This is a genomic window from Mycolicibacterium sp. XJ2546, assembly GCF_053483195.1.
In genome coordinates this window covers 181,537-205,093 of the sequence record NZ_JBEFRW010000009.1, presented here as the reverse complement: position 1 = coordinate 205,093, position 23,557 = coordinate 181,537, and the positions used below count along the sequence as shown (strand labels likewise).

At 68.9% G+C, this 23,557-nt stretch carries 21 protein-coding genes; 5 read left to right on the top strand and 16 right to left on the bottom strand.

The window, feature by feature from the left end; translation table 11 throughout:
* Positions 1-284: 284 nt before the first annotated feature.
* Together tyrS and ABQE44_RS16860 are read right to left on the bottom strand one after the other, a co-directional pair.
* Positions 285-1,568: a tyrosine--tRNA ligase gene (tyrS, locus tag ABQE44_RS16865; RefSeq protein WP_448430931.1), complete on the bottom strand. Its 1,284-nt coding sequence runs from the start codon at positions 1,566-1,568 to the stop codon at positions 285-287.
* Positions 1,569-1,586: 18 nt separating this feature from the next.
* Positions 1,587-2,198, bottom strand: a complete 612-nt coding sequence (locus ABQE44_RS16860) for a DNA-3-methyladenine glycosylase (RefSeq protein ID WP_448430929.1) — start codon at positions 2,196-2,198, stop codon at positions 1,587-1,589.
* A 58-nt stretch (positions 2,199-2,256) separates the two neighbouring features.
* Between ABQE44_RS16860 and ABQE44_RS16855 the strand changes: the two genes are divergently transcribed.
* From ABQE44_RS16855 to ABQE44_RS16845, 3 genes are read left to right on the top strand one after another with little or no spacing between them, the layout of a single operon-like run.
* Positions 2,257-3,033 carry an ABC transporter ATP-binding protein gene (locus ABQE44_RS16855; RefSeq protein WP_448430927.1) on the top strand — a complete coding sequence of 259 codons (777 nt, stop codon included), beginning with the start codon at positions 2,257-2,259 and terminating at the stop codon, positions 3,031-3,033.
* Complete coding sequence (locus ABQE44_RS16850; RefSeq protein WP_448394488.1) at positions 2,958-3,785, top strand: ABC transporter permease; 828 nt, start codon at positions 2,958-2,960, stop codon at positions 3,783-3,785. The genes ABQE44_RS16855 and ABQE44_RS16850 overlap by 76 nt, the downstream gene beginning before the upstream one ends.
* Before the next feature lies 1 nt (position 3,786).
* Positions 3,787-4,434, top strand: a complete 648-nt coding sequence (locus tag ABQE44_RS16845; RefSeq protein WP_448430925.1) for a TetR/AcrR family transcriptional regulator — start codon at positions 3,787-3,789, stop codon at positions 4,432-4,434.
* Here the strand turns inward: ABQE44_RS16845 and ABQE44_RS16840 are convergent.
* From ABQE44_RS16840 to ABQE44_RS16830, 3 genes are all read right to left on the bottom strand, one after another.
* Positions 4,417-4,635: a Trm112 family protein gene (locus tag ABQE44_RS16840; RefSeq protein WP_448430923.1), complete on the bottom strand. Its 219-nt coding sequence runs from the start codon at positions 4,633-4,635 to the stop codon at positions 4,417-4,419. The genes ABQE44_RS16845 and ABQE44_RS16840 overlap by 18 nt on opposite strands.
* Before the next feature lie 4 nt (positions 4,636-4,639).
* Positions 4,640-5,188 (bottom strand): hypothetical protein, encoded by a 549-nt coding sequence (locus ABQE44_RS16835; protein WP_448394485.1) that lies wholly within the window; start codon positions 5,186-5,188, stop codon positions 4,640-4,642.
* A 95-nt stretch (positions 5,189-5,283) separates the two neighbouring features.
* On the bottom strand, positions 5,284-8,244 hold the full coding sequence (locus tag ABQE44_RS16830) for an acyl-CoA synthetase (protein ID WP_448430940.1): 2,961 nt from the start codon (positions 8,242-8,244) through the stop codon (positions 5,284-5,286).
* A 93-nt stretch (positions 8,245-8,337) separates the two neighbouring features.
* Between ABQE44_RS16830 and ABQE44_RS16825 the strand changes: the two genes are divergently transcribed.
* Both ABQE44_RS16825 and ABQE44_RS16820 read left to right on the top strand, forming a co-directional pair.
* Positions 8,338-10,116 (top strand): ABC-F family ATP-binding cassette domain-containing protein, encoded by a 1,779-nt coding sequence (locus ABQE44_RS16825; protein ID WP_448394484.1) that lies wholly within the window; start codon positions 8,338-8,340, stop codon positions 10,114-10,116.
* 22 nt (positions 10,117-10,138) lie between these two features.
* Entirely contained in the window at positions 10,139-10,594 is a 456-nt protein-coding gene (locus ABQE44_RS16820; RefSeq protein ID WP_448394483.1) for an FAD-binding oxidoreductase/lyase, read from the top strand.
* Positions 10,595-10,597: 3 nt separating this feature from the next.
* Here the strand turns inward: ABQE44_RS16820 and ABQE44_RS16815 are convergent, their stop codons facing one another.
* The 11 genes from ABQE44_RS16815 to pheS form a co-directional block, all read right to left on the bottom strand.
* Positions 10,598-11,473, bottom strand: a complete 876-nt coding sequence (locus tag ABQE44_RS16815) for an alpha/beta hydrolase (protein WP_448430921.1) — start codon at positions 11,471-11,473, stop codon at positions 10,598-10,600.
* On the bottom strand, positions 11,470-12,882 hold the full coding sequence (gene argH / locus ABQE44_RS16810) for an argininosuccinate lyase (RefSeq protein WP_448430919.1): 1,413 nt from the start codon (positions 12,880-12,882) through the stop codon (positions 11,470-11,472). The genes ABQE44_RS16815 and argH overlap by 4 nt, the downstream gene beginning before the upstream one ends.
* 79 nt (positions 12,883-12,961) lie before the next feature.
* Complete coding sequence (locus ABQE44_RS16805; protein WP_448394480.1) at positions 12,962-14,173, bottom strand: argininosuccinate synthase; 1,212 nt, start codon at positions 14,171-14,173, stop codon at positions 12,962-12,964.
* A gap of 2 nt (positions 14,174-14,175) precedes the next feature.
* Entirely contained in the window at positions 14,176-14,667 is a 492-nt protein-coding gene (locus tag ABQE44_RS16800) for an arginine repressor (protein ID WP_448394479.1), read from the bottom strand.
* On the bottom strand, positions 14,664-15,593 hold the full coding sequence (gene argF / locus ABQE44_RS16795) for an ornithine carbamoyltransferase (RefSeq protein WP_448394478.1): 930 nt from the start codon (positions 15,591-15,593) through the stop codon (positions 14,664-14,666). The genes ABQE44_RS16800 and argF overlap by 4 nt, the downstream gene beginning before the upstream one ends.
* Entirely contained in the window at positions 15,590-16,768 is a 1,179-nt protein-coding gene (locus ABQE44_RS16790) for an acetylornithine transaminase (RefSeq protein ID WP_448394477.1), read from the bottom strand. The genes argF and ABQE44_RS16790 overlap by 4 nt, the downstream gene beginning before the upstream one ends.
* On the bottom strand, positions 16,765-17,637 hold the full coding sequence (gene argB / locus ABQE44_RS16785) for an acetylglutamate kinase (protein WP_448394476.1): 873 nt from the start codon (positions 17,635-17,637) through the stop codon (positions 16,765-16,767). The genes ABQE44_RS16790 and argB overlap by 4 nt, the downstream gene beginning before the upstream one ends.
* Positions 17,634-18,848 carry a bifunctional glutamate N-acetyltransferase/amino-acid acetyltransferase ArgJ gene (gene argJ, locus ABQE44_RS16780; RefSeq protein WP_448430917.1) on the bottom strand — a complete coding sequence of 405 codons (1,215 nt, stop codon included), beginning with the start codon at positions 18,846-18,848 and terminating at the stop codon, positions 17,634-17,636. The genes argB and argJ overlap by 4 nt, the downstream gene beginning before the upstream one ends.
* Positions 18,845-19,879 carry an N-acetyl-gamma-glutamyl-phosphate reductase gene (gene argC, locus ABQE44_RS16775; RefSeq protein ID WP_448394474.1) on the bottom strand — a complete coding sequence of 345 codons (1,035 nt, stop codon included), beginning with the start codon at positions 19,877-19,879 and terminating at the stop codon, positions 18,845-18,847. The genes argJ and argC overlap by 4 nt, the downstream gene beginning before the upstream one ends.
* A gap of 147 nt (positions 19,880-20,026) precedes the next feature.
* Positions 20,027-22,513 carry a phenylalanine--tRNA ligase subunit beta gene (gene pheT / locus ABQE44_RS16770; RefSeq protein ID WP_448394473.1) on the bottom strand — a complete coding sequence of 829 codons (2,487 nt, stop codon included), beginning with the start codon at positions 22,511-22,513 and terminating at the stop codon, positions 20,027-20,029.
* The gene (gene pheS, locus ABQE44_RS16765) at positions 22,513-23,556 is read right to left on the bottom strand and encodes a phenylalanine--tRNA ligase subunit alpha (RefSeq protein ID WP_448394472.1); all 1,044 of its coding nucleotides are present in this window, start codon (positions 23,554-23,556) and stop codon (positions 22,513-22,515) included. Before pheS ends, pheT begins: the two co-directional genes overlap by 1 nt.
* Between the last annotated feature and the right edge of the window lies 1 nt (position 23,557).

Genomic DNA, 23,557 nt, shown 5'->3' with positions numbered 1-23,557 from the left:
GTGACCGCGCAGTAAGTCCACGGCTAAAAGCCGCGTACTCGTAGTGCGGACACTCAGGAACCCACCGAAGTGGGGATTCCCTCTGGGATCCGCCGCGCTCTTCGGGCCAGGCCCGTGTCGCAGCGACGAATCAACAAGTTACGTGAGGGAATACGTGGAGTCAAATGGCCTGATAGGGCGTGTCTTTCGCTCGTCACCTACCGTGCGCATCGTCGATGCGTCGACTCACGCATCAAGCCCAACGACAACGGCGCGGAACTTATTCCCGCGCAGAGCCCGACACCTCATCCAACGCGTTCGATGCCGGCGAAATTCCGCTTGCCCCGACGCAGCACCAACCATCGGCCGTGCAGGAAGTCCGACGGCTGCGGCGCCCAGTTCTCGCTGTCGATGCGGGCGTTGTTGACGTAGGCGCCGCCCTCGGCGACGGTGCGCCGCGCCGCGCCCTTGCTCGGCGCCAGGCCGCTGGCCACCAATAGGTCGGTGATGGTGTCGGACCCGCCCGGCTCCAACGCCGCGACCGACGCTTCTCGTAACGCCCCCGCGAGCGTCGGCTCGTCCAGGTCCGCCAGATCCGCGCGGCCGAACAGCGCCTGGCTGGCGAGCTCGACCGAGCGGGTGGCCGCTTCGCCGTGCACCAACGTGGTGAGTTCGCGCGCCAACCGACGCTGCGCGGCCCGTTCGTGCGGACGTTCGGCCGTTATCTGCTCCATCTCGGCCAGATCTTCGGATGTCAGGAACGTGAACCAGCGCAGATAGCGGACTACGTCGGCGTCGGCGGTGTTGATGAAGTACTGGTACCAGGCGTATGGGCTTGTCATCGCCGGGTCCAACCACAGGCTGCCGCCGCCGGTCGACTTGCCGAATTTCTTGCCCTCGGAGTCGGTGACCAACGGCGTCGTCAACGCGTGCACCGTCGCACCGTCCTTCTGGCGGACCAACCGCACCCCGGCGATGATGTTGCCCCACTGGTCGGACCCGCCGATCTGCAGCGCGCATCCGTACCGGTGATGCAGCTCGACGTAGTCGTTGGCCTGCAGCAGCATGTAGCTGAATTCGGTGTAGGAGATGCCTTCACCGTCCAGGCGGCGCCGGACCGTGTCGCGGTCGAGCATGACGTTGACCGAGAAGTGCTTGCCGATGTCGCGCAGGAACTCGATCGCCGACAGGGGCTCCGTCCACGACAGGTTGTTCTCCACCACCGCACCGCTCGCCGAATCGTCGAACTCGACGAACCGCTCGAGTTGGCCGCGGATGCGTTCGGCCCACTCGGCGACCGTGGCTGCGGTGTGCAACGTGCGTTCACCGGTGTCGCGGGGGTCACCAATCATGCCGGTGGCGCCGCCGGCCAACACGATCGGCCGATGACCCGCCTGCTGAAAGCGCCGCAGCGTCAACAACGGAATGAGATGTCCTGCGTGCAGGCTCGGCGCGGTCGGGTCGAACCCCGAATAGACGGTGATGGGCCCTTTGGCCAGCTCCGCCGCCAGCGCCTCACGATCGGTCGATTGGGCAACCAGCCCCCGCCACTCGAGCTCGTCGAGAATGGACGTACCCGCAGAAGTCACAGCTTCGATCTTCTCGTACTAATCGCTTAGGCCGGGAGCCGGTGCCCGCGGGCTGCGCCGATACAGCGATACCTCTGGCCGACCCGCCAGCCAAAGACGCCACGGCCGGTCGGCGGCTTTGCTCACTCCGACCCGCGGCCCTTCGGCTACAGGATGCTCTTCACCGAACTGCAACTGGACAGAGCTGTTCGGGTCGAACAGGTCAAGCCCGTTGTCGTCCAGGATGATTCCCATCGCCGAACACAGGTTGCCGGGTCCGCGGGCCAACGCGGCGGGCCGCACCGACTCGCCGCGCCGGATCTGCGCCACCTCGAGACCGGACTCGATCGCGGCCGCCCGCAGTAGCACCGCGCCCGCCACACCGTCGGTGGCGCACGCCACGTTGGCGCACACATGGACGCCATGACTGCGATAGGTGTAGAGCCGCCCGGCGGGTCCGAACATCACCCAGTTGCGTGGACCCGGCCCGCGAAACGAATGCGCAGCGGGGTCCGGCCACGGGCCGTCGGCGGGGCCACCATAAGCCTCGACCTCCACGATCATCGCGCTGGTTTCCCGTGTGATCAGCGTCGCCCCGAGTAACCGGCGAGCCGCGGTGAGCGGATCGGTGGACAACAGCTCGGCGCTCATCCGAGGGATTCTCCCTGCCACCCTTGACACCGCGCCGGGTGGGGAGGATATTCACCACATGATGACTTCATTGTCTGATGAATTCCCGATCCCGCGCACCGCCGAACCGGCCATCGACATCCGCGGGCTGCGAGTCATCCGCGGCAAGCGCGTCGCCCTCGACGACATCACGGTCGCCATCCCCCGTGGCACGATCACCGGCCTGCTGGGACCGTCGGGCTGCGGTAAGACCACCTTGATGCGCTGCGTCGTCGGCACCCAGATCATCGCGGGCGGAACGGTCAGGGTGCTCGGCCGTCCAGCCGGCTCGGCCGAACTGCGCCACCACGTCGGCTACGTCACGCAGCACGCCACGATCTACGACGACCTGCGCGTTATCGACAACGCTCACTACTTCGCCTCGCTGTACGGCACCGGTTCGGAGGCGGCCGACGAAGCCGTCGCAGCAGTTGGCCTCGACGATTATCGAACCGCCTTGTGCGCCAACCTGTCCGGTGGTCAGCGCGCCCGGGCATCGCTGGCCTGCGCGCTGGTCTCGCGCCCCGATCTGCTCGTACTCGACGAACCCACTGTCGGGCTTGACCCGGTCCTGCGGGCCGACCTCTGGGAGCAGTTCCGCCAGCTCGCGGATCGCGGCACGACGCTGCTGGTGTCGAGCCACGTGATGGACGAGGCCGACCACTGCGGCGACCTGCTGCTGATGCGCGACGGGCGCTTCCTGGCGCACACCACACCGACCAAGCTACGAGAGGACACGGGATGTCAGTCACTGGAGCAAGCGTTTCTGTCCGTCATCACGCACAGCACCGCAGCCGCGAGCCCCGCGGCCGGCTGAACCCGCAGGCCTACCTGGCCACCACCACGCGGATTCTGCGGCAGCTGGCCGGCGATCACCGCAGCGTCGCGATGATCCTGCTGGTGCCGATCGTGATCATCACGCTGATGTACTTCATGTTCGAAAACGTCCCGACCGCACCGGGCGCGACGTCGGGCTTCAACAACGCCTGCCTGATCCTGCTCGGCCTGTTCCCCCTGTTCGTGATGTTCGTGATCACCTCGATCACCATGCAGCGCGAACGCGCCTCGGGAACGCTGGAACGCATCCTCACCACGCCGCTGCGCCGGCTGGACCTGCTCGGCGCGTACGGCACCGCGTTCTCGATCGCTGCGGCCATCCAGGCCAGCCTGGCCTGCGCCGTCGCCTTCTGGCTGCTCGGCTTCGAAACCGCAGGCAGCCCGGCCTGGGTGTTCGTGATCGCGATCGTCAACGCCATCCTCGGCGTCGGGCTCGGCCTGCTCTGTAGCGCGTTCGCGCGCACCGAATTCCAGGCCGTGCAGTTCATCCCGTTGGTGATGGTGCCGCAGCTGCTGCTTGCCGGCATCATCGTGCCACGGGGCACAATGCCGGAGTGGCTGCAATGGATCAGCAACGTGATGCCCGCCAGCTATGCGCTGGAGGCCCTGCGGGAGGTCGGCGTGCACCCGGAACTGAGCGGTGTCGCGCTGCGCGACATCGTCATCGTCAGCGGCTGCGCGGTCGTGGCACTGTGCCTGGCGGCGGCGACCCTGCGACGACGGACGCCCTGAGTTGACCAGCGATGAACCGCTTGCGCGAAGAACAGAAAGCACAGACGCCGAGCGCAAGCGTCCCGGCCGGCCACCCGGCCCGTCGGACACCCGGGAACGGATCCTCAGGTGCGCCCGAGACCTGTTCGCCCGCAACGGCTTCGACAACACATCCATCCGCGCGATCGCCACCGAAGCCAAGGTGGACCCCGCGCTCGTACACCATTATTTCGGCACCAAAACCCAACTCTTCGGCGCTGCTATCCAGACCCCGATCGATCCGATGGAGGTGATCGGCCCGCTTCGCCAGGTGCCCGTCGAACAGATTGGGCGCATACTGCCGTCACTCGTTCTGCCGCTGTGGGATTCGGAGGCGGGCAAGGGGTTTATCGCCACGTTGCGCTCCACGCTGGCCGGTGGTGATGTCAGCCTGTTCCGGTCGTTTCTGCAGGAAGTCATCGTGGCGGAGGTCGGTTCACGCGTTGACAACCCGCCCGGCAGCGGCCGGATCCGTGTGCAGTTCGTGGCCAGCCAGCTGGTGGGCGTGGTGATGGCCCGCTACATCCTCGAGTTGGAGCCGTTCAAGTCGTTGCCGGTGGAGCAGATCGTCGACACCGTCGCGCCCACCCTGCAGCGCTACCTCACCGGCGAGCTACCCGGCCTCGCCTGAGGCCCGGTCCAGCATGCGTTGGTGTTCGGCGTCGTCGTCGATGGCGACGGCCTCGTCGATCAGCAGCACCGGGATGCCATCGTCGATGCGGTACGCGCGCCGAAGCCGCGGGTTGTACAGAAACTCGTCCCCCACCAACAGCAGTGACCCGCGGTCCTGGGGGCAGACCAGGATAACGAGCAGCCTTTCGTCGAGTGCCACGACGCTAACCGACCGGCATGGTCGTGCCGGGAATGACGGGCACCGGACCAGCCACGGGCCCCTGTTGCGAGGCGGTCAGGGCAGCCTGGGCTTGCAGCTTGCGCTGATAGGCGATTGTGTTCTTCAGCGCCTCCACCAGCGGTGTCTGGTTTGGCCGGTACTCGAGCGCATCGGCGAGCGCCTGGGCGTTCAAATTGGACGGGCGGAAACCTTGCCTGCGCAGCTTCACCGCGTCGTCGATGAGCTTGGACACCTGCCCGCCGCCGTCACCCTGCGCGTACTCGGTATAGATCTGCATGAGCACCCGATCGGCTGACACCTTCTCCGGTTCCGGTTCCCCGCGACTGCAGTCGTCCCCGGTACATGAGCGCGGCGCACCTTCGGCCGCCGCTGTCGGCGTCTCGGTGGCGGTCGGTTCGGTCGTCGGCTCAGTCGGCTGGGCACCCGCTGTCGCCGCAGCCGACAACATGCCCGCGACCATCGCGCCGGCGGCCATCGGCGTGACCACGAGGCGACGCCAGAGGTCGCGGTTGGAACCGGCCTGCGATGTCATCAAACCTCCAGTGCGGTGCCGCGATTGCCCGACCCGGCGACGGGTGCCGCCAAGCGGGAGCCTAACAGCGCACCTGCAGTCCGGCACTTCCGTCGCTACTGCCCACCGGCGATCTCCGCGCGCACCGCGACGGTCAATCGCTTGTACCGATGGGTATCGAAATCCAGGTACCAGGCGTTACGCGCCGCTTTGGGGACGCCTTGTTCGCGCAACGGGCTGACCAGGGGCCGGTACGACGCCGACAGCGTCATCTTGTTGACCACGTGCACGATGTCGGGCGCATTTCCAAGCACCAGATCCGAGAGCGCCTCGGACAGATCCGCCGACGGGATACTGCCGCCGGGACGCAGTTGCAGCGCCGTGACGGCCAACTGTCCCCCGTCGACCGGCACACCGTAGGTCACCGCAAGGTCCACCGCGCCGAGCCGGCTGACGGCGTCGTTGACCACCGAGGAGTAGACGATGCCGCGCGCGGTGTCGATGAGGGCGCCGCGGTTGTCGACCTGCCAGTAGTCGCCGTCCTCGTCGCGGCGGAACAAGAACTCCGTCGAAACCCACGTGTCGGCGGGCGCGAAGACGCCTCGCTTGATCGACGCCGTCGGGTCGATCGGGCCGCGAGGACGGGCGAGCAGCACACCGACCTCGTCGGTTTCGGCTCTGCGCACGAAGCCGCGCTCGTCTTCGAGGATCAGGTTGTCCTCGGCGTCATACGCCGCCAACTCGATGTCGCCGCCACCGGGCAGCGGCCTGCCCTTGCTGCCGATCTTGGCGCCGGAGACGTTGGCCAGCACCGCCTGTCCGTCTGTGGTGGCGAAGAACTCCACGACCCGCGCTGGCGCGAACACGTCGACGACACGCTCCCACAGCCCGGTCGGCATACCCGAGCCGATGAACAACCGCACGGGATGGCTGCCCGTCAGGGAGAAGGCCGGGTCGTCGATGACGTCGCGCAGCATCGCCCACGTGTAGGTCACCACGGTCACGCCGTACTGGCGGATCTCCTGGACGAAGCGGTCGGGGCGCAGACCCCGCGACAGCGCGATGCGCGATCCGCCGACAACGGCCCCACCGAGTGCGACCAGCAGCCCGGACTGGTGGTGCAGCGGGGTCAGACAGTAGACGGTGTCGCCGCGGCTGAGGTTCGCGGCCGAGGCGGTGCCGAACGCCGACAGCGCCCACCGGTAGTTGGTGATCTGGCGGGCGATCAGTTCCCCGTCGGTCGCGCTGAAGCCGATGAACGCAAGGTCGCGGGCCAGCCCGGGGTTCGGCCGGTACCAGCCGGGCAGGTCGACCGCGTCGGGATCGATCTTCTCCATGTCGATGACATCGGCGTCGCCGGGCACGTTCAGGTCCCGCGCCTCGCCACCGCCGAGCACCAGCACCCGCATGTTCAGTTGCCGGGCGGCGTCCAGGCTGCTCGGGTCGGCGATGATCTCCGACACCGCGCCCAACCGGGCTGCGGTGCGCAGGTCTGCGTCGGGCGGCATCAGCACCGCGACCGCGCCCAGCCGCGACAGTGCAGCGATCGCGACCAGGGCGCTGGGGCGGGTCTCCATCAGCACCCCGACCCGCGCGCCTTGACGCACTCCGACGTCGATCAGACCGCGCACCACGTTGTTGATGCGGCGATCCACCGCCTCGTAGGTGTGTACCCGGCCGTCGAACAGCAGGGCTTCCCCGTTGGGCAGGTTACGGGCCTGCTCGGACATGATCCGGCCGAAGGAGATTCGGGTGTGGTCGTTGATCTGGCCGAGTCGGGCCAGCCGGGGCAGTGTGCGCGCGGTTTCGATGGCCAGCGTGCGAGCGGACTTGTTGGCCGCGACGAGCGCGTCGGCGGCCGTCTGCGCCATCCCGAAGATCATTTCGGTGGCTGCCGCGGTGCTGTGCGCCACCCGGGAGCTGAGCGAAACCCCACTGGAGGGCGTCTCCGGCTGCAGCGCCATCGGCGCCACATCGTCGGGCAACTCACCGGTGCCCTCGAGCCACCTGACCCACTGTGCGACGGTCGGCCATGTCTGGCTGGCTGCTTTGGATCCCACTACCAGGCCGAAATGCCCTGCCCGGATGAGGAATTCGTAGACGTCAGCTTTCGGGGCGGCGCGTTTGATGCCGCGCACGGATGCGGGTTGGCCGATGTCGTCGACCTCGCCGACGACAGCAAGCACCGGGCAGTCGATGTCGGAGAGCGTGACCAGGTCACCGTGGATGGAGAAGCCGCCGCTCATCATCCGGTTGTGCGCGATGAACTGTTTGAGCAGTTCGGCGATCGCGGGCCCCGACCAGGCGATCCAGCCTTCGGAAGCCAGGAAGCGGCGCTGTTGTTCGCGGGGCAGTAACGCTTCGCGGTCGTGCAGCTGGCGCAAGAAGTCCAGCCGCGACTGCGCGGTCTTGAGGGGGTCGAGCATCTGAAAGCCGGTGCGCGCCAGCCAGCCCGGGATGTCGATGCGGCTGAACACATGGTCGGCCATGAAGTCCGCGGCCGCCGGGGCCAGGCTCGGCGGCAGGTTCATCGGAAGAGCGGCAAGGGTGTCGACCGGTGAGCCGAACGCGATGATGCTCGCAAGGTCCTTGGACCGGCGGTAGGCCGCGGTCTGGTAGGCGAACATGCCGCCCTGGGAGTAGCCGGCCAGATGGATGTCGCGGCCGGTGACCTCCTTGACGGTGTCGATGGCCTCGCTGAGCGCGACGATGTGGTCGGCCAGGTTGCGGTCCATGCCGCCTTCGACCTTGTCCGGGGAGCCGAAGTCGATCACCCACGGGTCCAGGCCCGCCCGGTGCAGGATGCCGACGGCACCGTCGTCGCGGGTGACGTCCCACATGTCGGCCGACATCATCATCGGGTGCACCATCAGCACCGGCGCTCCTGGCGGCTTTGCTCCGGGCCGGGCGTCCGGCGGAAAATAGCGTCGCAGCCGGTACATCGGGACGCTCTGGATGATCTGGAATGGCGACGGCACCGACCCCGTCTCCAAACCGCCGTAGCGCAGCACTTCCAGGCCGTTTTGCGCGGTGGCCACCAGCCGGCCGACCGGCTTGGTTATCGCGGACAGGTCCACCACGCCCCACTCCCCTTCAGCTGCTCGCTAGCCCCGTTGCCCCGATAATCGCCGTGGTCATCATGGCATGGGGTCGACATATCATCGCGGCTGATGCCGAATCTGATCAACGTCGAGCGCGCCACCGTCAGCTACGGCACCCGCACCCTGCTCGACGGGGTCAGCCTGGGCATCGACGAAGGCGACGCGATCGGCGTCGTCGGCCGCAACGGCGACGGCAAGACCACGTTGCTGCAGGTGCTGACGTCGGCGCGGCCGCCCGACTCGGGGCGCGTCACGCACACGTCGGGCCTCTCGGTGGGTTATCTGCGCCAGGCCGACGACTTCATCGGGACCACCGTCCGCGACGTCGTCCTGGGCGAGCGCAGCGACGGGATGGCGGAGGTCGGCGGGCGCCCCGACCACGTCTGGGCGGCCGATCCGCACACCCGCGACGTCGTCACCCACCTGTTGTCCGGCGTCCCGCTGGACAGCGAGGTCGCGCGGCTGTCCGGCGGCGAGCGGCGCCGCGTCGCGCTGGCCGAGGTGTTGATCGCCGGGCACGACGTGCTGGTGCTCGACGAGCCGACCAACCACCTCGACGTGGAGGTGATCGAGTGGCTGGCCCGACATCTCAATGCGCGCCGCGCCCAGGCGCTGGTGGTGGTCAGCCACGACCGGTGGTTTCTCGACGCGGTGTGCACCAGAACCTGGGAGGTGCACGACGGCGTCGTCGATGGCTACGACGGTGGCTACGCCGCCTACGTGCTGGCCCGTGCCGAGCGGATGCGCCTGGCGGCCGGGGTGGAGGCGCGGCGGCAGAACCTGATGCGCAAGGAACTGGCCTGGCTGCGGCGTGGCCCGCCGGCGCGGACGTCGAAGCCCAAGTTCCGCGTCCAGGCGGCCAACGAGTTGATCGCCAACGAGCCGCCGCCGCGCGATTCGCTTGTGCTGCAACGCTTCGCCACCACCCGGCTGGGCAAGGACGTTTTCGACCTGCACCGGGTGCGGCTCGAGGTCGGCCCGCACGTGATTCTGGACCGGGTCGACTGGTCCATCGGACCGGGCGCACGCATCGGGCTGGTCGGCGTCAACGGCACCGGCAAGACGTCGGTATTGCGTCTGCTGGCCGGCTATTTGGAGCCGACCGCGGGCACCATCAAGCGCGGCGCGACGCTGCAGATCGGCTATCTGAGCCAGGCGCTGGCCGAGGTGAACGACGGCGAGCGGGTGCTCGACGCGGTCGAAAACCGCCGCCGGGTCGCCGAATTGGCCGGCGGTCGAGAAATCAGCGCCGACACGTTGCTGCGCGACTTCGGGTTCACCGGCGACAAGCTCACCGCGCGGGTCGGCGAGCTGTCCGGCGGGGAAAGACGCCGGCTGCAGTTCCTGCGGCTCCTGCTCGACGAGCCGAACGTGCTGCTGCTCGACGAGCCGACCAACGATCTCGACATCGACACGCTGACCGTCATCGAGGACTACCTCGACGGCTGGCCCGGCACGTTGATCGTCGTCACCCACGACCGGTACTTCCTCGAACGCGTCAGCGACGTCACCTACGCGTTGACCGGCGGGGGCCGGTGCGATCTGTTGCCAGGCGGCATCGAGCAGTACCTGGCCGACCGGGCCGCCGCGCCGAACGCCTCAGCAGGACGTGCGGAGCCGGCGCGCGGTGAGTCCGAGGCAGCGCGCCAACGCCGGACGGGCAAGGAGATGGCCCGCATCGAGGGTCAGCTGGAGAAACTCGAGGCCCGCATCGAACGACTGCACCTGGCCATGGCCGAGGCCGCCGCCGACCATGTGCAGCTCGGCGAACTCAACGCCGAACTGCAGGAGCTGTTGAAGCGGAAACATTCGCTGGAAGAGGCCTGGCTGGCCGCTGCCGACGAGTGACCCCGCCACGTAGGGTGGCGCCATGAACAGCAGATCGATAGGCGCCACGGTCCTCGCGGGAGCTGTTCTGCTCCTGCCGGCATGCGGTTCCTCCGACGAGGCCCAGTCCACGGTGACCGTCACCGAACCGGCCCCGGCCGTCACAACGTCGCCCAGCGCTCCGACCGCCGAACAGCAGGCACCCCAGACCGGGGTGGCCGCCCCCGCTCGACCGGCGCGCGATCAATGCGTGCGCATCGATCCCGCCCCCGACGGGCGCTACCAGGTGTTCGACGCGGGCTCGGCCGTCGTCACCTTCGCCGACGGCCGGCTGACCCTGGGCACGGTCACCCCGGCGGACGGCTGGACGCACCGCGTCGACGACCAGGAACCCGAAGAGGTCGAGATCGCGTTCCGGCGAGGCCCTGAGGAACTCGACCTCGAGGTCGAAGTCGACGACGGCCGGCTCGAGGTCAGTATCTGCAACGACGACGACTAGTTACTAGTCGTCGAACACGCGCGACAGAAACGCGAGCTGGTCGGCAAGGACCTGCTCGCGGACGTCGTCGCGGTAGAACTCGAAGTGCGGGCAGGGGTAGGTCCGCAGCACACCGCGCGGTAGCGCGTCGGCAAGTTGGGCGACCAGCGCCAGCGGAACCTCCTTGTCGCGTTCCGCGGCGCACACCAACACCGGGACGCGCACCTCAGGCGCCGCGTCGGCCGGCCGATAGCGCATCAACCCGAACAACGCCCGCGGTGCCACCTCGTTGCGCCAGGTGTCGCTGGCCATGCCGGCGACGGTCTCCTGCGCCGCTGCGCTGGACATCGCGGCCAGTTCCCCGTGACCGGCGACCGCCTTGATGTAGGCCGGTGACAAACCCAGCATGCCGCGCGCCGCATCGACCGTCATGGCCCAGAGCAGGCGCAGGGTCGCCGCCGTCGAGCGGCCCTCCACCTTTCGTGCCGTGCCGTTGAAGGGGATCTGCGCGATCACCGCCGCGATACGCGGATCGCGCGACGCAGCCACCACCACGTGAGCGCCGCCCAGCGAGGTGCCCCAGAGCACGATCCGGTCGGCGTCGACGCCCGGGACGCCGCGGGCATGGTTGATCGCGGCGCGGATGTCGTCGAGCTGGCCGTCGATGTCGACCAATTGCCTTGGTGCGCCAGTGCTTTCGCCGAAGTTGCGGTAGTCGAAGGTCAGCACGCGATAGCCGGCCGCGGCGAAGCCTTTGGCGTTCTCTGTGAAAGCGGGGGTGTCCTGGGTTCCGCCGAACCCCTGGCACATCACGACGCAGGGTCGCTCGTCGGCGTGATCACCGTAGAGGTAACCGATGCAGGTTTCGCCGCCGGACTCGAAGGTGATCCGCTCGGTCATCTCTGCAAGCGTAGTCGCAGCCGCTCGGTGGTTTCCGCCACGACGTCGAGCTGTTTGGCCACCTGGCTCGGTGCGGTTCCGCCGCGGGCGTCGCGTGAGTTCACCGAGCCGTCGATGGTGAGTACCTCGCGGACCTGCGGCGTCAGCGCCGGATGGATGGCGGCGAGCTCGTGGTCGTCGAGGTCTTCCAGACCGACCTCGCGCGTCTCCGCCGCCCGCACCGCAGCCCCGGCGGCTTCATGTGCCACCCGGAACGGAACGCCCTTGCGTACAAGCCATTCCGCGACATCGGTGGCCAATGTGTATCCGAGCGGGGCGAGTTCGGCCATCCGGTCGGTGTCGAAAGTTAGGGTGGCCACCAGCCCGGCCATCGCGGGCAACAGCAGCTCCAGCTGTGCCACCGAGTCGATGACCGGCTCCTTGTCCTCCTGCAGATCCCGGTTGTAGGCCAGCGGTTGGGCTTTCAGCGTAGCGAGCAGACCGGTGAGGTTGCCGATCAGCCGGCCCGATTTGCCCCGCGCCAACTCGGCGATGTCGGGGTTCTTCTTCTGCGGCATGATCGAGCTGCCAGTGGACCAGCCGTCGTGCAGCGTGACATAGCCGAATTCGGTGGTGCTCCAGAGGATGATGTCCTCGGCGAGGCGCGACAGGTCGACGGCGATCATGGCGAGCACGAACGCCGCCTCCGCGGCGAAGTCGCGTGAGGCGGTCGCGTCGATCGAGTTGTCGGCGGCCGCATCGAAGCCGAGTTCGGCCGCGACGGCGTCGGGGTCCAGGCCAAGCGACGAACCCGCCAGGGCCCCGGATCCGTACGGGGACACCGCGGTTCGTTTGTCGAAATCGGCGAGCCGGTCGACGTCGCGCAGCAGCGGATGCGCGTGGGCGAGCAGGTGGTGGGCCAGCAGGACGGGTTGAGCCGACTGCAGGTGAGTCTTCCCGGGCATGATCGCACTCGGATGGGCCGCGGCCTGGGCGGCCAGCGCGTCGACGACGGCGAGCGCACCGTCGGCGACGCGCCGCACGGCGTCGCGCAGCCACATCCGAAACAGCGTCGCCACCTGGTCGTTTCGCGATCGGCCCGCCCGCAGCCGGCCTCCCAGTTCGGGACCGATGCGGTCGATCAGGCCGCGCTCCAGCGCACCGTGCACGTCCTCGTCGGTGGGCAGCGGCCCGAAGCCGCCGTCGGCGACGTCGGAGGCCAGCTGGTCCAAGCCGGCGAGCAGCCCGTCGCGCTGCTCGCCGGTCAGCAGGCCGGCGGAAAACAGCACCTGCGCGTGGGCTTTGGAGGCCTGGATGTCGTACGGGGCCAGCACCCAGTCGAAATGTGTGGACTTGCTCAGCGCGGCCAGCGCGTCCGAGGGGCCGTCGGTGAACCGGCCGCCCCACAGCGAGCCCTCGTTGGTGCTCATCGGCCTCCCGTCACCGCGTCCAGATGGACGTCTTGGCGGTTTCTAATCGCAATTTCCCGCCGAGATGTCCCTTTGAGCGTCATAGGTCCAGGTCCCGGCGGGCGGCGATGCTCGACGAGAGGCCGTGGATCTGCACGAAACCGCGGGCCGCCGACTGGTCGAACGTGTCGCCCTCGTCATAGGTGGCGAGGTTGAAGTCGTACAGCGACTCGGGGCTGCGGCGGCCGTTGACCGCGATGTGCCCGCCGTGCAACACCATCCGGATCTCACCGGTGACTCGCTGCTGGGTGTGCTCGACGAACGCCTCCAGCGCGGTCTTCAGCGGCGAGAACCACAGCCCGTCGTACACCAGCTCGCCCCACTTGCGGTCGGTGCCGCGCTTGAACCGGCCGAGTTCGCGTTCCAGCGTCACGTGTTCGAGCTCGGCATGCGCGGTGATCAGCACCATCGCCCCTGGCGCCTCGTAGATCTCGCGGCTCTTGATGCCGACCAGCCGGTCCTCAACGACGTCGAGCCTGCCGACGCCCTGCTCGCCGGCGCGGCGGTTAAGTTCCTCGATGGCCTGCAGCACCGTCACCGGCCGGCCGTCGATCGACACCGGCACCCCACGCTCGAACCCCACGATCACCTCGTCGGGGGTGCTCCAGTTGACGGTCGGGTCCTCGGTGTACTCGAAGACGTCCTTGGTGGGCGCGTTCCACAAATGCTCGAGGAACCCGGTCTCCACGGCGCGCCCCCACACGTTCTGGTCGATGGAGAACGGCGACCGCTTGGTGACGTTGATCGGGATCGCGTTCTCCTCGGCGAACGCGATGGCCTTCTCCCGCGTCCACGCGTAGTCGCGGACGGGCGCGAGCACCTGCAGATCCGGTGCCAGCGAGGCGAACCCGACCTCGAACCGCACCTGGTCGTTGCCTTTTCCGGTGCAGCCGTGGGCGACGGTGCCGCCGCCGTGCTCACGCGCCGCGGCCACCAGGTGCTTGACGATCAGCGGCCGGCTCAGCGCCGACACCAGCGGATAGCGGTCCATGTAGAGCGCGTTCGACTGGATGGCGGGTAGGCAGTACTGCTCGGCGAATTCGTCTCGGGCGTCGACGACGACCGCCTCGACCGCACCACAGTCCAGCGCCCGCCGCCGGACCACCTCCATATCTTCGCCGCCCTGACCGAGATCGATCGCCACGGCGACCACCTCACGGCCGGTCTCCTTGCCGATCCAGCTGATCGCCACCGAGGTGTCCAGACCGCCGGAATACGCCAGGATGACGCGCTCGGACCCCGGTTGTGGCATACCTAATCTCCTCCTTGTTGGATGCTTTCAAGCTTCGTCGCCAGCTGCGCCCCCGTCATGGGCTCGCGCGCGACCACCAGGATGGTGTCATCCCCGGCGACGGTGCCGACCACGTACGGCAGCGCGGCGCGGTCCATCGCGCTGGCGAGGTAGTGCGCCGCACCGGGCGGCGTACGCAGGATCGCGAGGTTCGCGCTGGCGTCAGTTGACACCAGAAGTTCGACCAGCAGGCGTGAGAGTCGTTCGGTGCCACCGGAAACGCCGCGCACCGGGCTGCCGTCCTCGGGCACGACGTACACCCCGACGCCGCCGTGGGCGCCGCGCAACTTCACTGCGCCGAGTTCCTCGAGGTCGCGCGACAGCGTCGCCTGCGTCACCTCGATCCCCTCGTCGGCCAGCATCGCGGCGAGTTCGGTCTGACTGTGCACCGATTGCGACGACAGGATCGCGATGATGCGGGCCTGCCTGCCGGCCCGGGTGGCCGCCGAGGTCATCCGCGGTCCTGTTCCAGCAACCACACCAGCAGCGCCTTCTGGGCGTGCAGCCGGTTCTCCGCCTCGGCCCACACCGCGCTCTGCGGTCCGTCGATCACCTCGTCGGTGATCTCATGGCCGCGGTGCGCCGGAAGGCAGTGCAGCACAACGGCTTCGCGGTCGGCCAGCGTGAGCAGTTCGGTGTTGAGCTGGAACGGCTGAAACGGCCCGACGCGGTCCAGCCCGTCGTCCTCCTGCCCCATCGACGTCCAGGTGTCGGTGACCAGCACGTCGACGCCGTCGGCGGCGCGGCGCGCGTCGTCGGTCAGCGTCACCGTCGCGCCCGTCTGCGCCCCGCGTTTCTCGGCGGCCGCAACGAATTCCGGGTGCGGCGCGAACCCGCTGGGCGCGGCGATCGTGACGTGCACCCCGGCGGTCACCCCGCCCAGCATCAGCGAGTGGGCCATGTTGTTGGCGCCGTCACCGAAATAGGACAGCCGCAGCCCGGCCAGCGAGCCCTTGCGCTCGCCCAGGGTCTGCAGGTCGGCGAGCACCTGGCACGGGTGGAACTCATCGGAGAGCGCGTTGACCACGGGCACGGTCGCGCCCTCGGCCATCGCGGTCAGCCGCTCCTGCTCGAAGGTCCGCCACACGATCGCGTCGACGTAGCGCGACAACACCCGGCCGGTGTCCTGCAGCGTCTCGTCGCGGCCGAGCTGGGTGTTGCGCCCGTCGACCACGACGGCGTGCCCGCCGAGTTGGGCGATGCCCATCTCGAAGGAGAACCGGGTGCGGGTGGAATTCTTGTCGAAGATGACCGCCACCCCGCGGGGCCCGTCCAGCGGGCGCAGTTTCACCGGGTCCTTTTTCAGCTCGGCCGCCAAGGCGAGCACCTGCGCCTGCTCCTCGGGCATCAGGTCGTCGTCGCGCAGGAAATGCCGTGTCATGACGCGGCTTTCGCGGCGGTGTCGAGCACCGCGGGCAGCGCGCTGATGAACGCGCCGACCTGCTCGTCGGTGATGACCAGCGGCGGAGCCAGCCGCACCACATCCGGCGCGGCGGCGTTGACCAGGAACCCGGAGTCGCGGGCGGCAGCCTCGACGGCCTTGGCCGCCGCCGAGGTGAGCACCACGCCCAATAACAGGCCGCGTCCGCGCACATGGTCGACCAACGGATGCTCCAAATCCTCGACGCCCGAGGTGATGGTCTTGCCGAGCACGTCGGCGCGACCGGGCAGGTCCTCGTCGGCCAGCACCCGCAGCACCGCCACTGCGGCCGCGGTGCACACCGGGTTGCCCCCGAACGTGCTGCCGTGCAGGCCCGGGGTCATCAGGTCGGCGGTGGCGCCCACCGCGATGCACGCCCCGATCGGCAGCCCACCGCCGAGGCCCTTGGCCAGCGTCACCACGTCGGGCACGATGCCGTCGTGCTGATGGGCGAAAAACGTTCCGGTGCGGCCCATTCCGGTCTGTACCTCGTCGAGTACCAGCAACGCCCCGTGTTTAACGGTGATCTCACGGGCGGCCGCCAGGTAGCCGGCCGGCGGCACCACCACGCCGCCCTCCCCCATGATCGGCTCGAGGAACACCGCCGCAGTGTCGTGATCGACGACACGGGTCAACGCGTCGACATCGCCGAACGGCACGTGTGTCACGTCGCCGGGTAGTGGCGCGAACGGGGCCTGTTTGGACGGCTGACCGGTCAATGCCAGCGAACCCATCGTGCGGCCGTGGAAAGCGCCTTCGGCGGCAACGATTTTGGTGCGTCCGGTGAGCCGGGTGAGCTTGAACGCGACCTCGTTGGCCTCGGTGCCCGAATTGCAGAAGAACACCTTCGCCGGTCCGGCGCCCAACAGGCCCACCAGAACCTCGGCCAGCGCGACGCCGGGTTCGGTGGCGTACAGGTTCGACGTGTGGCCCAGCGTGTTGAGCTGGCGGGTGACCGCTTCGATCACCGCGGGGTGGCGGTGCCCGAGGATGTTGACCGCGATCCCGCCGAGCAGATCCACATACGATCTGCCGTCGGCGTCGGTCACCACCGCGCCGTCACCGCTGACCAACGCGAGCGGCGGAGTGCCGTAGTTGTTCATCATCACCGTCTGCCATCTGTCCAGTAGCGTCACGCTGGAATCACCTTGGTCCCGGTCCCCTCGTCGGTGAACAGTTCCACCAACACGCAGTGTTCGACGCGGCCGTCGATGACGTGCGCGCTGGGCACACCGCCCGACACGGCGCGCATGCAGGCTTCGATCTTGGGCACCATGCCCGCCTCGAGCGTCGGCATCAGTTCGGCGAGCGTGGCGACGTCGATCTGGCTGACCAGTGAATCCCGGTCGGGCCAACGGGCGTAGAGGCCTTCGATGTCGGTGAGCACGACGAGCTTTTCGGCGCCCAGCGCCTCGGCGAGCGCCGCGGCGGCGGTGTCGGCGTTGATGTTGTACACCACGCCGTCGCTGTCGGGCGCGATCGTGGACACCACCGGAATCCGGCCCGCGGTGATCAGGTCGCGCAGCGCGTCGGCGTCGACGCGCTCGACGTCACCGACCAGCCCGATGTCGGTGGCGACGCCGTTGACGGTGACGTTGCGCCGCACGGCGGTGAACAGTTGGGCGTCCTCACCGGTGAGACCGACCGCGTACGGGCCGTGCGCGTTGATGAGGTTGACGAGCTCTCGGCCGACCTGGCCGAACAACACCATCCGCACGACGTCGAGCACCTCGGGTGTGGTCACCCGGAAGCCGCCGCGGAAATCACCTTCGATACCAAGCCGATTGAGCATCGCGGTGATCTGCGGTCCGCCGCCGTGCACCACAACGGGGTAGATGCCGCAGTTGCGCAGGAAAACCATGTCGGCGGCGAACGCCGCCTTCAGCACGTCGTCGGTCATGGCATTGCCGCCGTACTTGACCACGACGATCTTACCGTGGATCTGCTTGAGCCACGGCAGCGCGCCTGCCAAGACCTTTGCTTTGAGCGGGGTTTCGATGCTCATGAGCTGTACGCCGAGTTCTCTTCGACGTACGCGTGCGACAGGTCGGTGGTGCGCACAGTGGCCTGCGCTGCACCGACGCCGAGGTCGACGGTGACGTCGACTTCCTCACCGGACAGGTCGACGTCGCGCGCGCCGGGTAACCCGGTGATGTTCGCGCACACCGGGAAGCCGTTGAACGACACCGTGATCCGATCGGGTTGGAGGAGAAACGGCGCCATGCCGACGGCAGCGAGCACGCGGCCCCAATTCGGGTCCGAACCAAACAGCGCGGTCTTGACCAGGCTGTCGCGGGCGACGATGCGCGCGACGGTCAGCGCATCAGCCTCCGACGCCGCACCCATCACGGTGATCCTGATGCGCTTGGTCACGCCTTCAGCGTCGGCCTGGAGTTGTTGGCACAGGTCGTCGCACACCCGCAGCACCGCGTCGTCGAGTTCGCTTTGGCTCGGGGTGATCGCGCTGGCGCCGGAGGCCAAAAGCAGCAGCGTGTCGTTGGTCGAAGCGCTGCCGTCGATGTCGAGCCGGTCAAACGTTTGGGCGGCGGCCTTGCGCAACGCCGCGTCGAGTGCGGGCGCGTCCGCGACGGCGTCGGTGGTGAGCACGCACAACATCGTCGCCAGCGACGGCGCGATCATGCCCGCGCCCTTGGCCATACCGCCGACCGTCCAGTTGGCGGGGTGATGCAGCGCCACCTGTTTGGGCACGGTGTCGGTGGTCATGATGGCCCGTGCAGCTTCTTCGCCGCCGGTGAGCCCGCCGGCCATCTCGTGGACCACCTCGGTGACTCCGGGTAACACCTTGTCCATCGGCAGCCGGTCGCCGATCAGCCCGGTGGAGCAGACCGCGACCTCGATCGCGCCGGTCTCGGTGCCCCAGTCCGACAGCGCGGCCGCGACGGCTTCGGCGGTGGCGTGGGCGTCCTGAAACCCCTGCGGTCCGGTGCAGGCGTTGGCGCCACCGGAGTTGAGGATCACCGCCCGCAGCCGGCCGGTGGTGAGCACTTGCTGTGACCACTGCACCGGCGCGGCTTTGACCTGGTTGCTGGTGAACACCCCGGCGGCCGCGTAGTCGGGACCCTCGTTGAACACCAACGCCAGGTCGAGGGCGCCGGATGCCTTGATGCCGGCGGCGATTCCCGTCGCACGGAAACCCGCGGGAGCGGTGACGCCCTGGGTGCGTACGAGCCGGCTGGGTGTCGAGGTGCCGGTCACGGCGCGAATCCTACGACCGAAAGCCCTTCGGTCTCCGGCCAGCCCAACGCGAGGTTCATCGACTGCACGGCTGCCCCGCCGGTGCCCTTGACCAGGTTGTCGATCGCCGCGATACCGATGAACGTCTGGGCGTCCTCGTCGATCGCGATGCCCAGCTGCGTAGCGTTGCTGCCCAGCACCGAACCGGTCTTGGGCAGTTGCCCTTCGGGCAGCAGGTGGACGAACGGCTCACCGTCGTAAGCCTTTTCGTAGGCCGCCCGGATCTGCGAAAGAGGTGCGCTGGTGCGCGCGGTGCAGGTGGCCAGGATCCCGCGCGAGGCCGGAATCAGCACCGGGGTGAACGATACGGTCACGTCCTTGTCGGTGACGCACTTGAGCCCCTGGATGATCTCGGGGGTGTGGCGGTGCTTGCCGCCGACGTTGTAGGCCCGCGCCGAGCCGATCACCTCAGAGCCCAGCAGGTCGGTTTTCGCGGCCCGGCCCGCTCCGGAGGTGCCGCTGACGGAGACGACGGTGATCGCGGGCTCGATGAGGTCCTCGGCGATCGCCGGCCACAGCGCGAGCAGCGCGGCGGTCGGATAGCAGCCCGGCACGGCGATGCGTTTGGCGCCGTGCAACCGCTCCCGCGCGCCGGGCAACTCTGGGAGCCCGTAGGGCCAGCTGCCCGCGTGCGCGCAACCGTAGAACCGCTCCCATGTGTCGGAGTCGGTGAGCCGGAAGTCGGCGCCGCAGTCCACGATCACCACATCGGGGCCGAATTGGTCGGCCAGCGCCGCGGAGTGCCCGTGCGGCAGCGCGAGAAAGACCACGTCGTGGCCGCTCAACGCGTCGGCGTCGGTGGCCTCCAGCACCCGGTTGGCCAGCGGTAACAGGTTGGGGTGGTGTTCGGCCAGCGAGGTGCCCGCGCTGGCCGCGGCGGTCAGCGCGCCGATGCGCAGCCGTCCGTCGGCGTAGGCGGGGTGCCCCAATAGGAGTCGCAGAATCTCTCCGCCGGCGTATCCGCTGGCACCGGCCACAGCCACAGAAACCATACCGGCAATTCTGCATGGTTATGCATAGGTATGCAAATTCATCATCGGCCAGCAGACACAGAAGCGTGCGAAAGCCGCCTCGGGAACAACATTCTCTGTCTGCTCGCGGTAATACGCGCGGCTGCTCACGGTAATACGGGGGCCAGGTTACCCCCGCTGCACGGCGCCGACGCGGGCGGCTGCGGCCTGCACCGCCGCTTCGCGCGCGGCGCTGGCCTCGTCTTCGGTGAGCGTGCGGTCGGGGGCGCGGAACCGCAGCGCCAAGGTCAACGACTTGCGGCCCTCCCCGATCTGCGGCCCGGCGTAGACGTCGAACAGGCGCACGTCCTCGACCAGCGGACCCGCACCCTCGCGCACGGCCTCGACCACGCTCTGGGCCGCGACGTCGGCGTCGACCACGAGGCTGACGTCCTGGAACACCGCCGGGAACGGGGACACCGCCGGCGCGGGTCGTCTCTCGACGATCGGCACCGCGTCGAGGTCCAGTTCGACGGCGCAGGTGCGCTTGGGCAGCCCCGAGCGCTCGAGCACCGCGGGGTGCAGTTCCCCGGCGTGGCCGACGACGATATCGCCGACGAGCACTTCGGCGCACCGCCCGGGGTGCCATGGCAGGTGCTGCGCGGGCCGCAGCACGAGGTCGACCCCGGTCACCCGGCCGATGAGCCGCACGGCCTCGAAGGCGTCGCTGGCTTCGGCGGACCGGCCGGGTCCCCACGGCCCCACGGGTTCGCGCAGCCCGGTCAGCACCGCCGCGACGTGTTGCGGCTGCCGTGGCAGCGACGCGTCCAGCGCGGTGATCTCGTCGTCGGTGGGGCGTCGGTCGGTCGCGATCCGCTCGACCGGGCGGGCCTGCGCGGTGGGCTCCACGACCTGCGCGATCGCAAACAGCGACACATCGCCCGCGCCGCGCGACACGTTGCGGTTCAACGCCTCCAGCAGCCCCGGCAGCAGCGTGGTCGCCAGGTGCGGACGGTCGGCCTCCAGCGGGTTGAGCACCCTGGTGGTCGAGCGTCGCGGATCGTCGGCGGGCAGGCCCCACTGGTCGAACACTGCGGCCGCCAGGAATGGCGTCGGGAGCACCTCGACGTAGCCATTGAACGCCAACGCTTTTCCGATGGCCCGGCGGCGCTTCTGCAGGGCGGTCAGACCACGCCCGGCGGGCGCCAGCGGCAGCACCGACGGAATTTGCTCCAGCCCCTCCAGCCGCAGCACCTCTTCGACCAGATCGGCCGGCTGACGCAGATCGGGCCGCCAGCTCGGCGGGACCGCGGTGAGCTGTCCATCGGCGGCTACGACGTCGGCGCCGATCTGGGTGAGCCGCTTCTCGGTGGTGCCGGGCGGGTACGCGATGCCCGCGGTGCGGTCGGGAAGGTCAACGGCCATGCGCACCGGCGGCGGCGACCAGTTGTCGCGGGGCGGGTCACCGCGCCAGTCGGTCAGCGTGGGTTGTGCGGCGCCGCCGGTGAGTTCGGCGAGTAGCGTGGCGCAGCGGTCCAGCGCGGCCACCGAGATCGCCGGATCCACGGTGCGCTCGTAGCGGCGGCCGGCCTCGCTGTGCAGGTGCAGGCGCCGCTGCGTGCGCGACACCGCCGCCGGGTCCCACACCGCGGCCTCCAGCAGCACGTCGGTGGTGCTGTCGCGGACCTCGGTGGTGCCGGCGCCCATCACACCGCCGATGGCGGCGGTGGCGACGTCATCGACGATCAGCACGTCACCGGGATCGAGTTTGCGTTCGACATCGTCGAGCGTGACGACCGTCTCCCCCGGTTCGGCGAAGCGCACCGCGAAGCCGCCGGTGATCAGGCTGCAGTCATGGGCGTGCATCGGATGGCCGAGTTCGAGCATCACGTAGTTGGTGACGTCGACGGCCGGTGAGATGGCGCGGATCCCCGACAGCAGCAGTCGGCGCTGCAGCCACCACGGTGACACGGCGGCCGGGTCGATGCCGGTGACCGGACGCAGGCCGAACCGCAGGACGCCGGTGCCCTGCTGCACGGTGACGGGCAGCGCCTCACCGTCGGCGGGCAGCGCGGGCACGTCGGCGGGGTCGACGAAGTCGAGGTCGTAGGCGTTGGCGATCTCGCGGGCCAGCCCCCGCACCGACAGGCAGTAGCCGCGGTCGGGGGTGACGGCCAGGTGGAACACGACGTCGTCGAGGCCGAGCACGGCGGCGGCAGGTGCGCCCGGTTCGGCGGTGCCCGCGGGCAGCACGATGATGCCGGTGTGATCGGCGCCGAGGCGCAGTTCGGCGGCCGAGCAGATCATGCCGTCGCTGGTGCGCCCGTAGGTCTTTCGGCTGCCGATCGTGAAGTCGCCCGGCAGTGTGGCGCCCGGCAGTGCCACCACGACCAGATCGCCGACCGCGAAGTTCGTTGCGCCGCAGACGATATCGCGCGTTGCAGCTTCGCCGACGTCGACCTTCACGGCGCGGATCGGTTTCTTGAACTCGGTGAGTTCCTCGATCTCGGCGACGCGCCCGATGCTCAGTGGGCCGCTGACCGGGCCGACCGGGATGACCTCTTCGACCTCGTGGCCGATGCGGATCAGGGCCTGCTCGAGCTCGTCGGGACCGACGTCCCAGCCCGGGGCGCCGGCCTGGACGACGTCGCGCAGCCAGCTGTACGGCAGCCGCATCAGGCCCCTACCCCGAACGGCAGCGAGAACCGGATGTCACCTTCGACCATGTCGCGCATATCCGGAATTCCGTTGCGGAACTGCAAGGTTCGCTCCAACCCCATGCCGAAGGCGAACCCGGAGTAGACGTCGGGGTCGATGCCGCAAGCGCGCAACACATTCGGGTTGACCATGCCGCAGCCGCCCCACTCCACCCAGTCGGGGCCGCCTTTCTTGTCCTCGAACCAGATGTCGACCTCGGCGGACGGCTCGGTGAACGGAAAGAAGTGCGGCCGGAACCGGGTCCGCCCCGCGGGGCCGAACTGCGAGCGGGCGAACGCGTCTAACGTGCCGCGCAGGTGCGCCATGGTCAGGCCCTTGTCGACCGCGAGCCCCTCGACCTGGTGGAACACCGGGGTGTGGGTGGCGTCGAGTTCGTCGGTGCGGAACGTGCGGCCGATCGAGATGATGTAGACCGGCAGGTCACGCTCCAGCAGCGCGCGGATCTGCACCGGCGAGGTGTGGGTGCGCAGCACCTGACGCGACCCTTCGGGTGCGATATAGAAGGTGTCCTGTTCGCTGCGGGCCGGATGGTCCGGCGGGAAGTTCAGCGCGTCGAAGTTGAACTGCTCGGTTTCGACCTCCGGACCCTCCGCCAGTTCCCAGCCCATTGCGACGAAGGCGTCGGCGACGTGCTCGGCCAGGATCGTAATCGGGTGACGGGCGCCGATCTGCTGCCGGGTGGACGGCAGCGTGACGTCGATGCGCTCGGCGACCAGCACCGCCGCGTCGCGTTCGGCGCGTAGCACCGCGAGCCGTTCGTCGTAGGCCTGCTGCACCTCACCGCGGGCCACGTTGACCCGCTTGCCCGCGTCGGCGCGGTCGGTCTTGGGCAGCGCGCCCAGCGACTGCCGGGCCAGCGCAATCGGCGAGCGGTCACCGAGGTGCTCGGTCTTGGCGCGCGACAGCGCGTCGAGGTCGGCGGCCTGTGCGAAGGCGCGCCGGGACGCGCCGACGACCTTGGTCAGCGCGTCTTGGGACAGGTCTACGGGCTGATCAGCCACC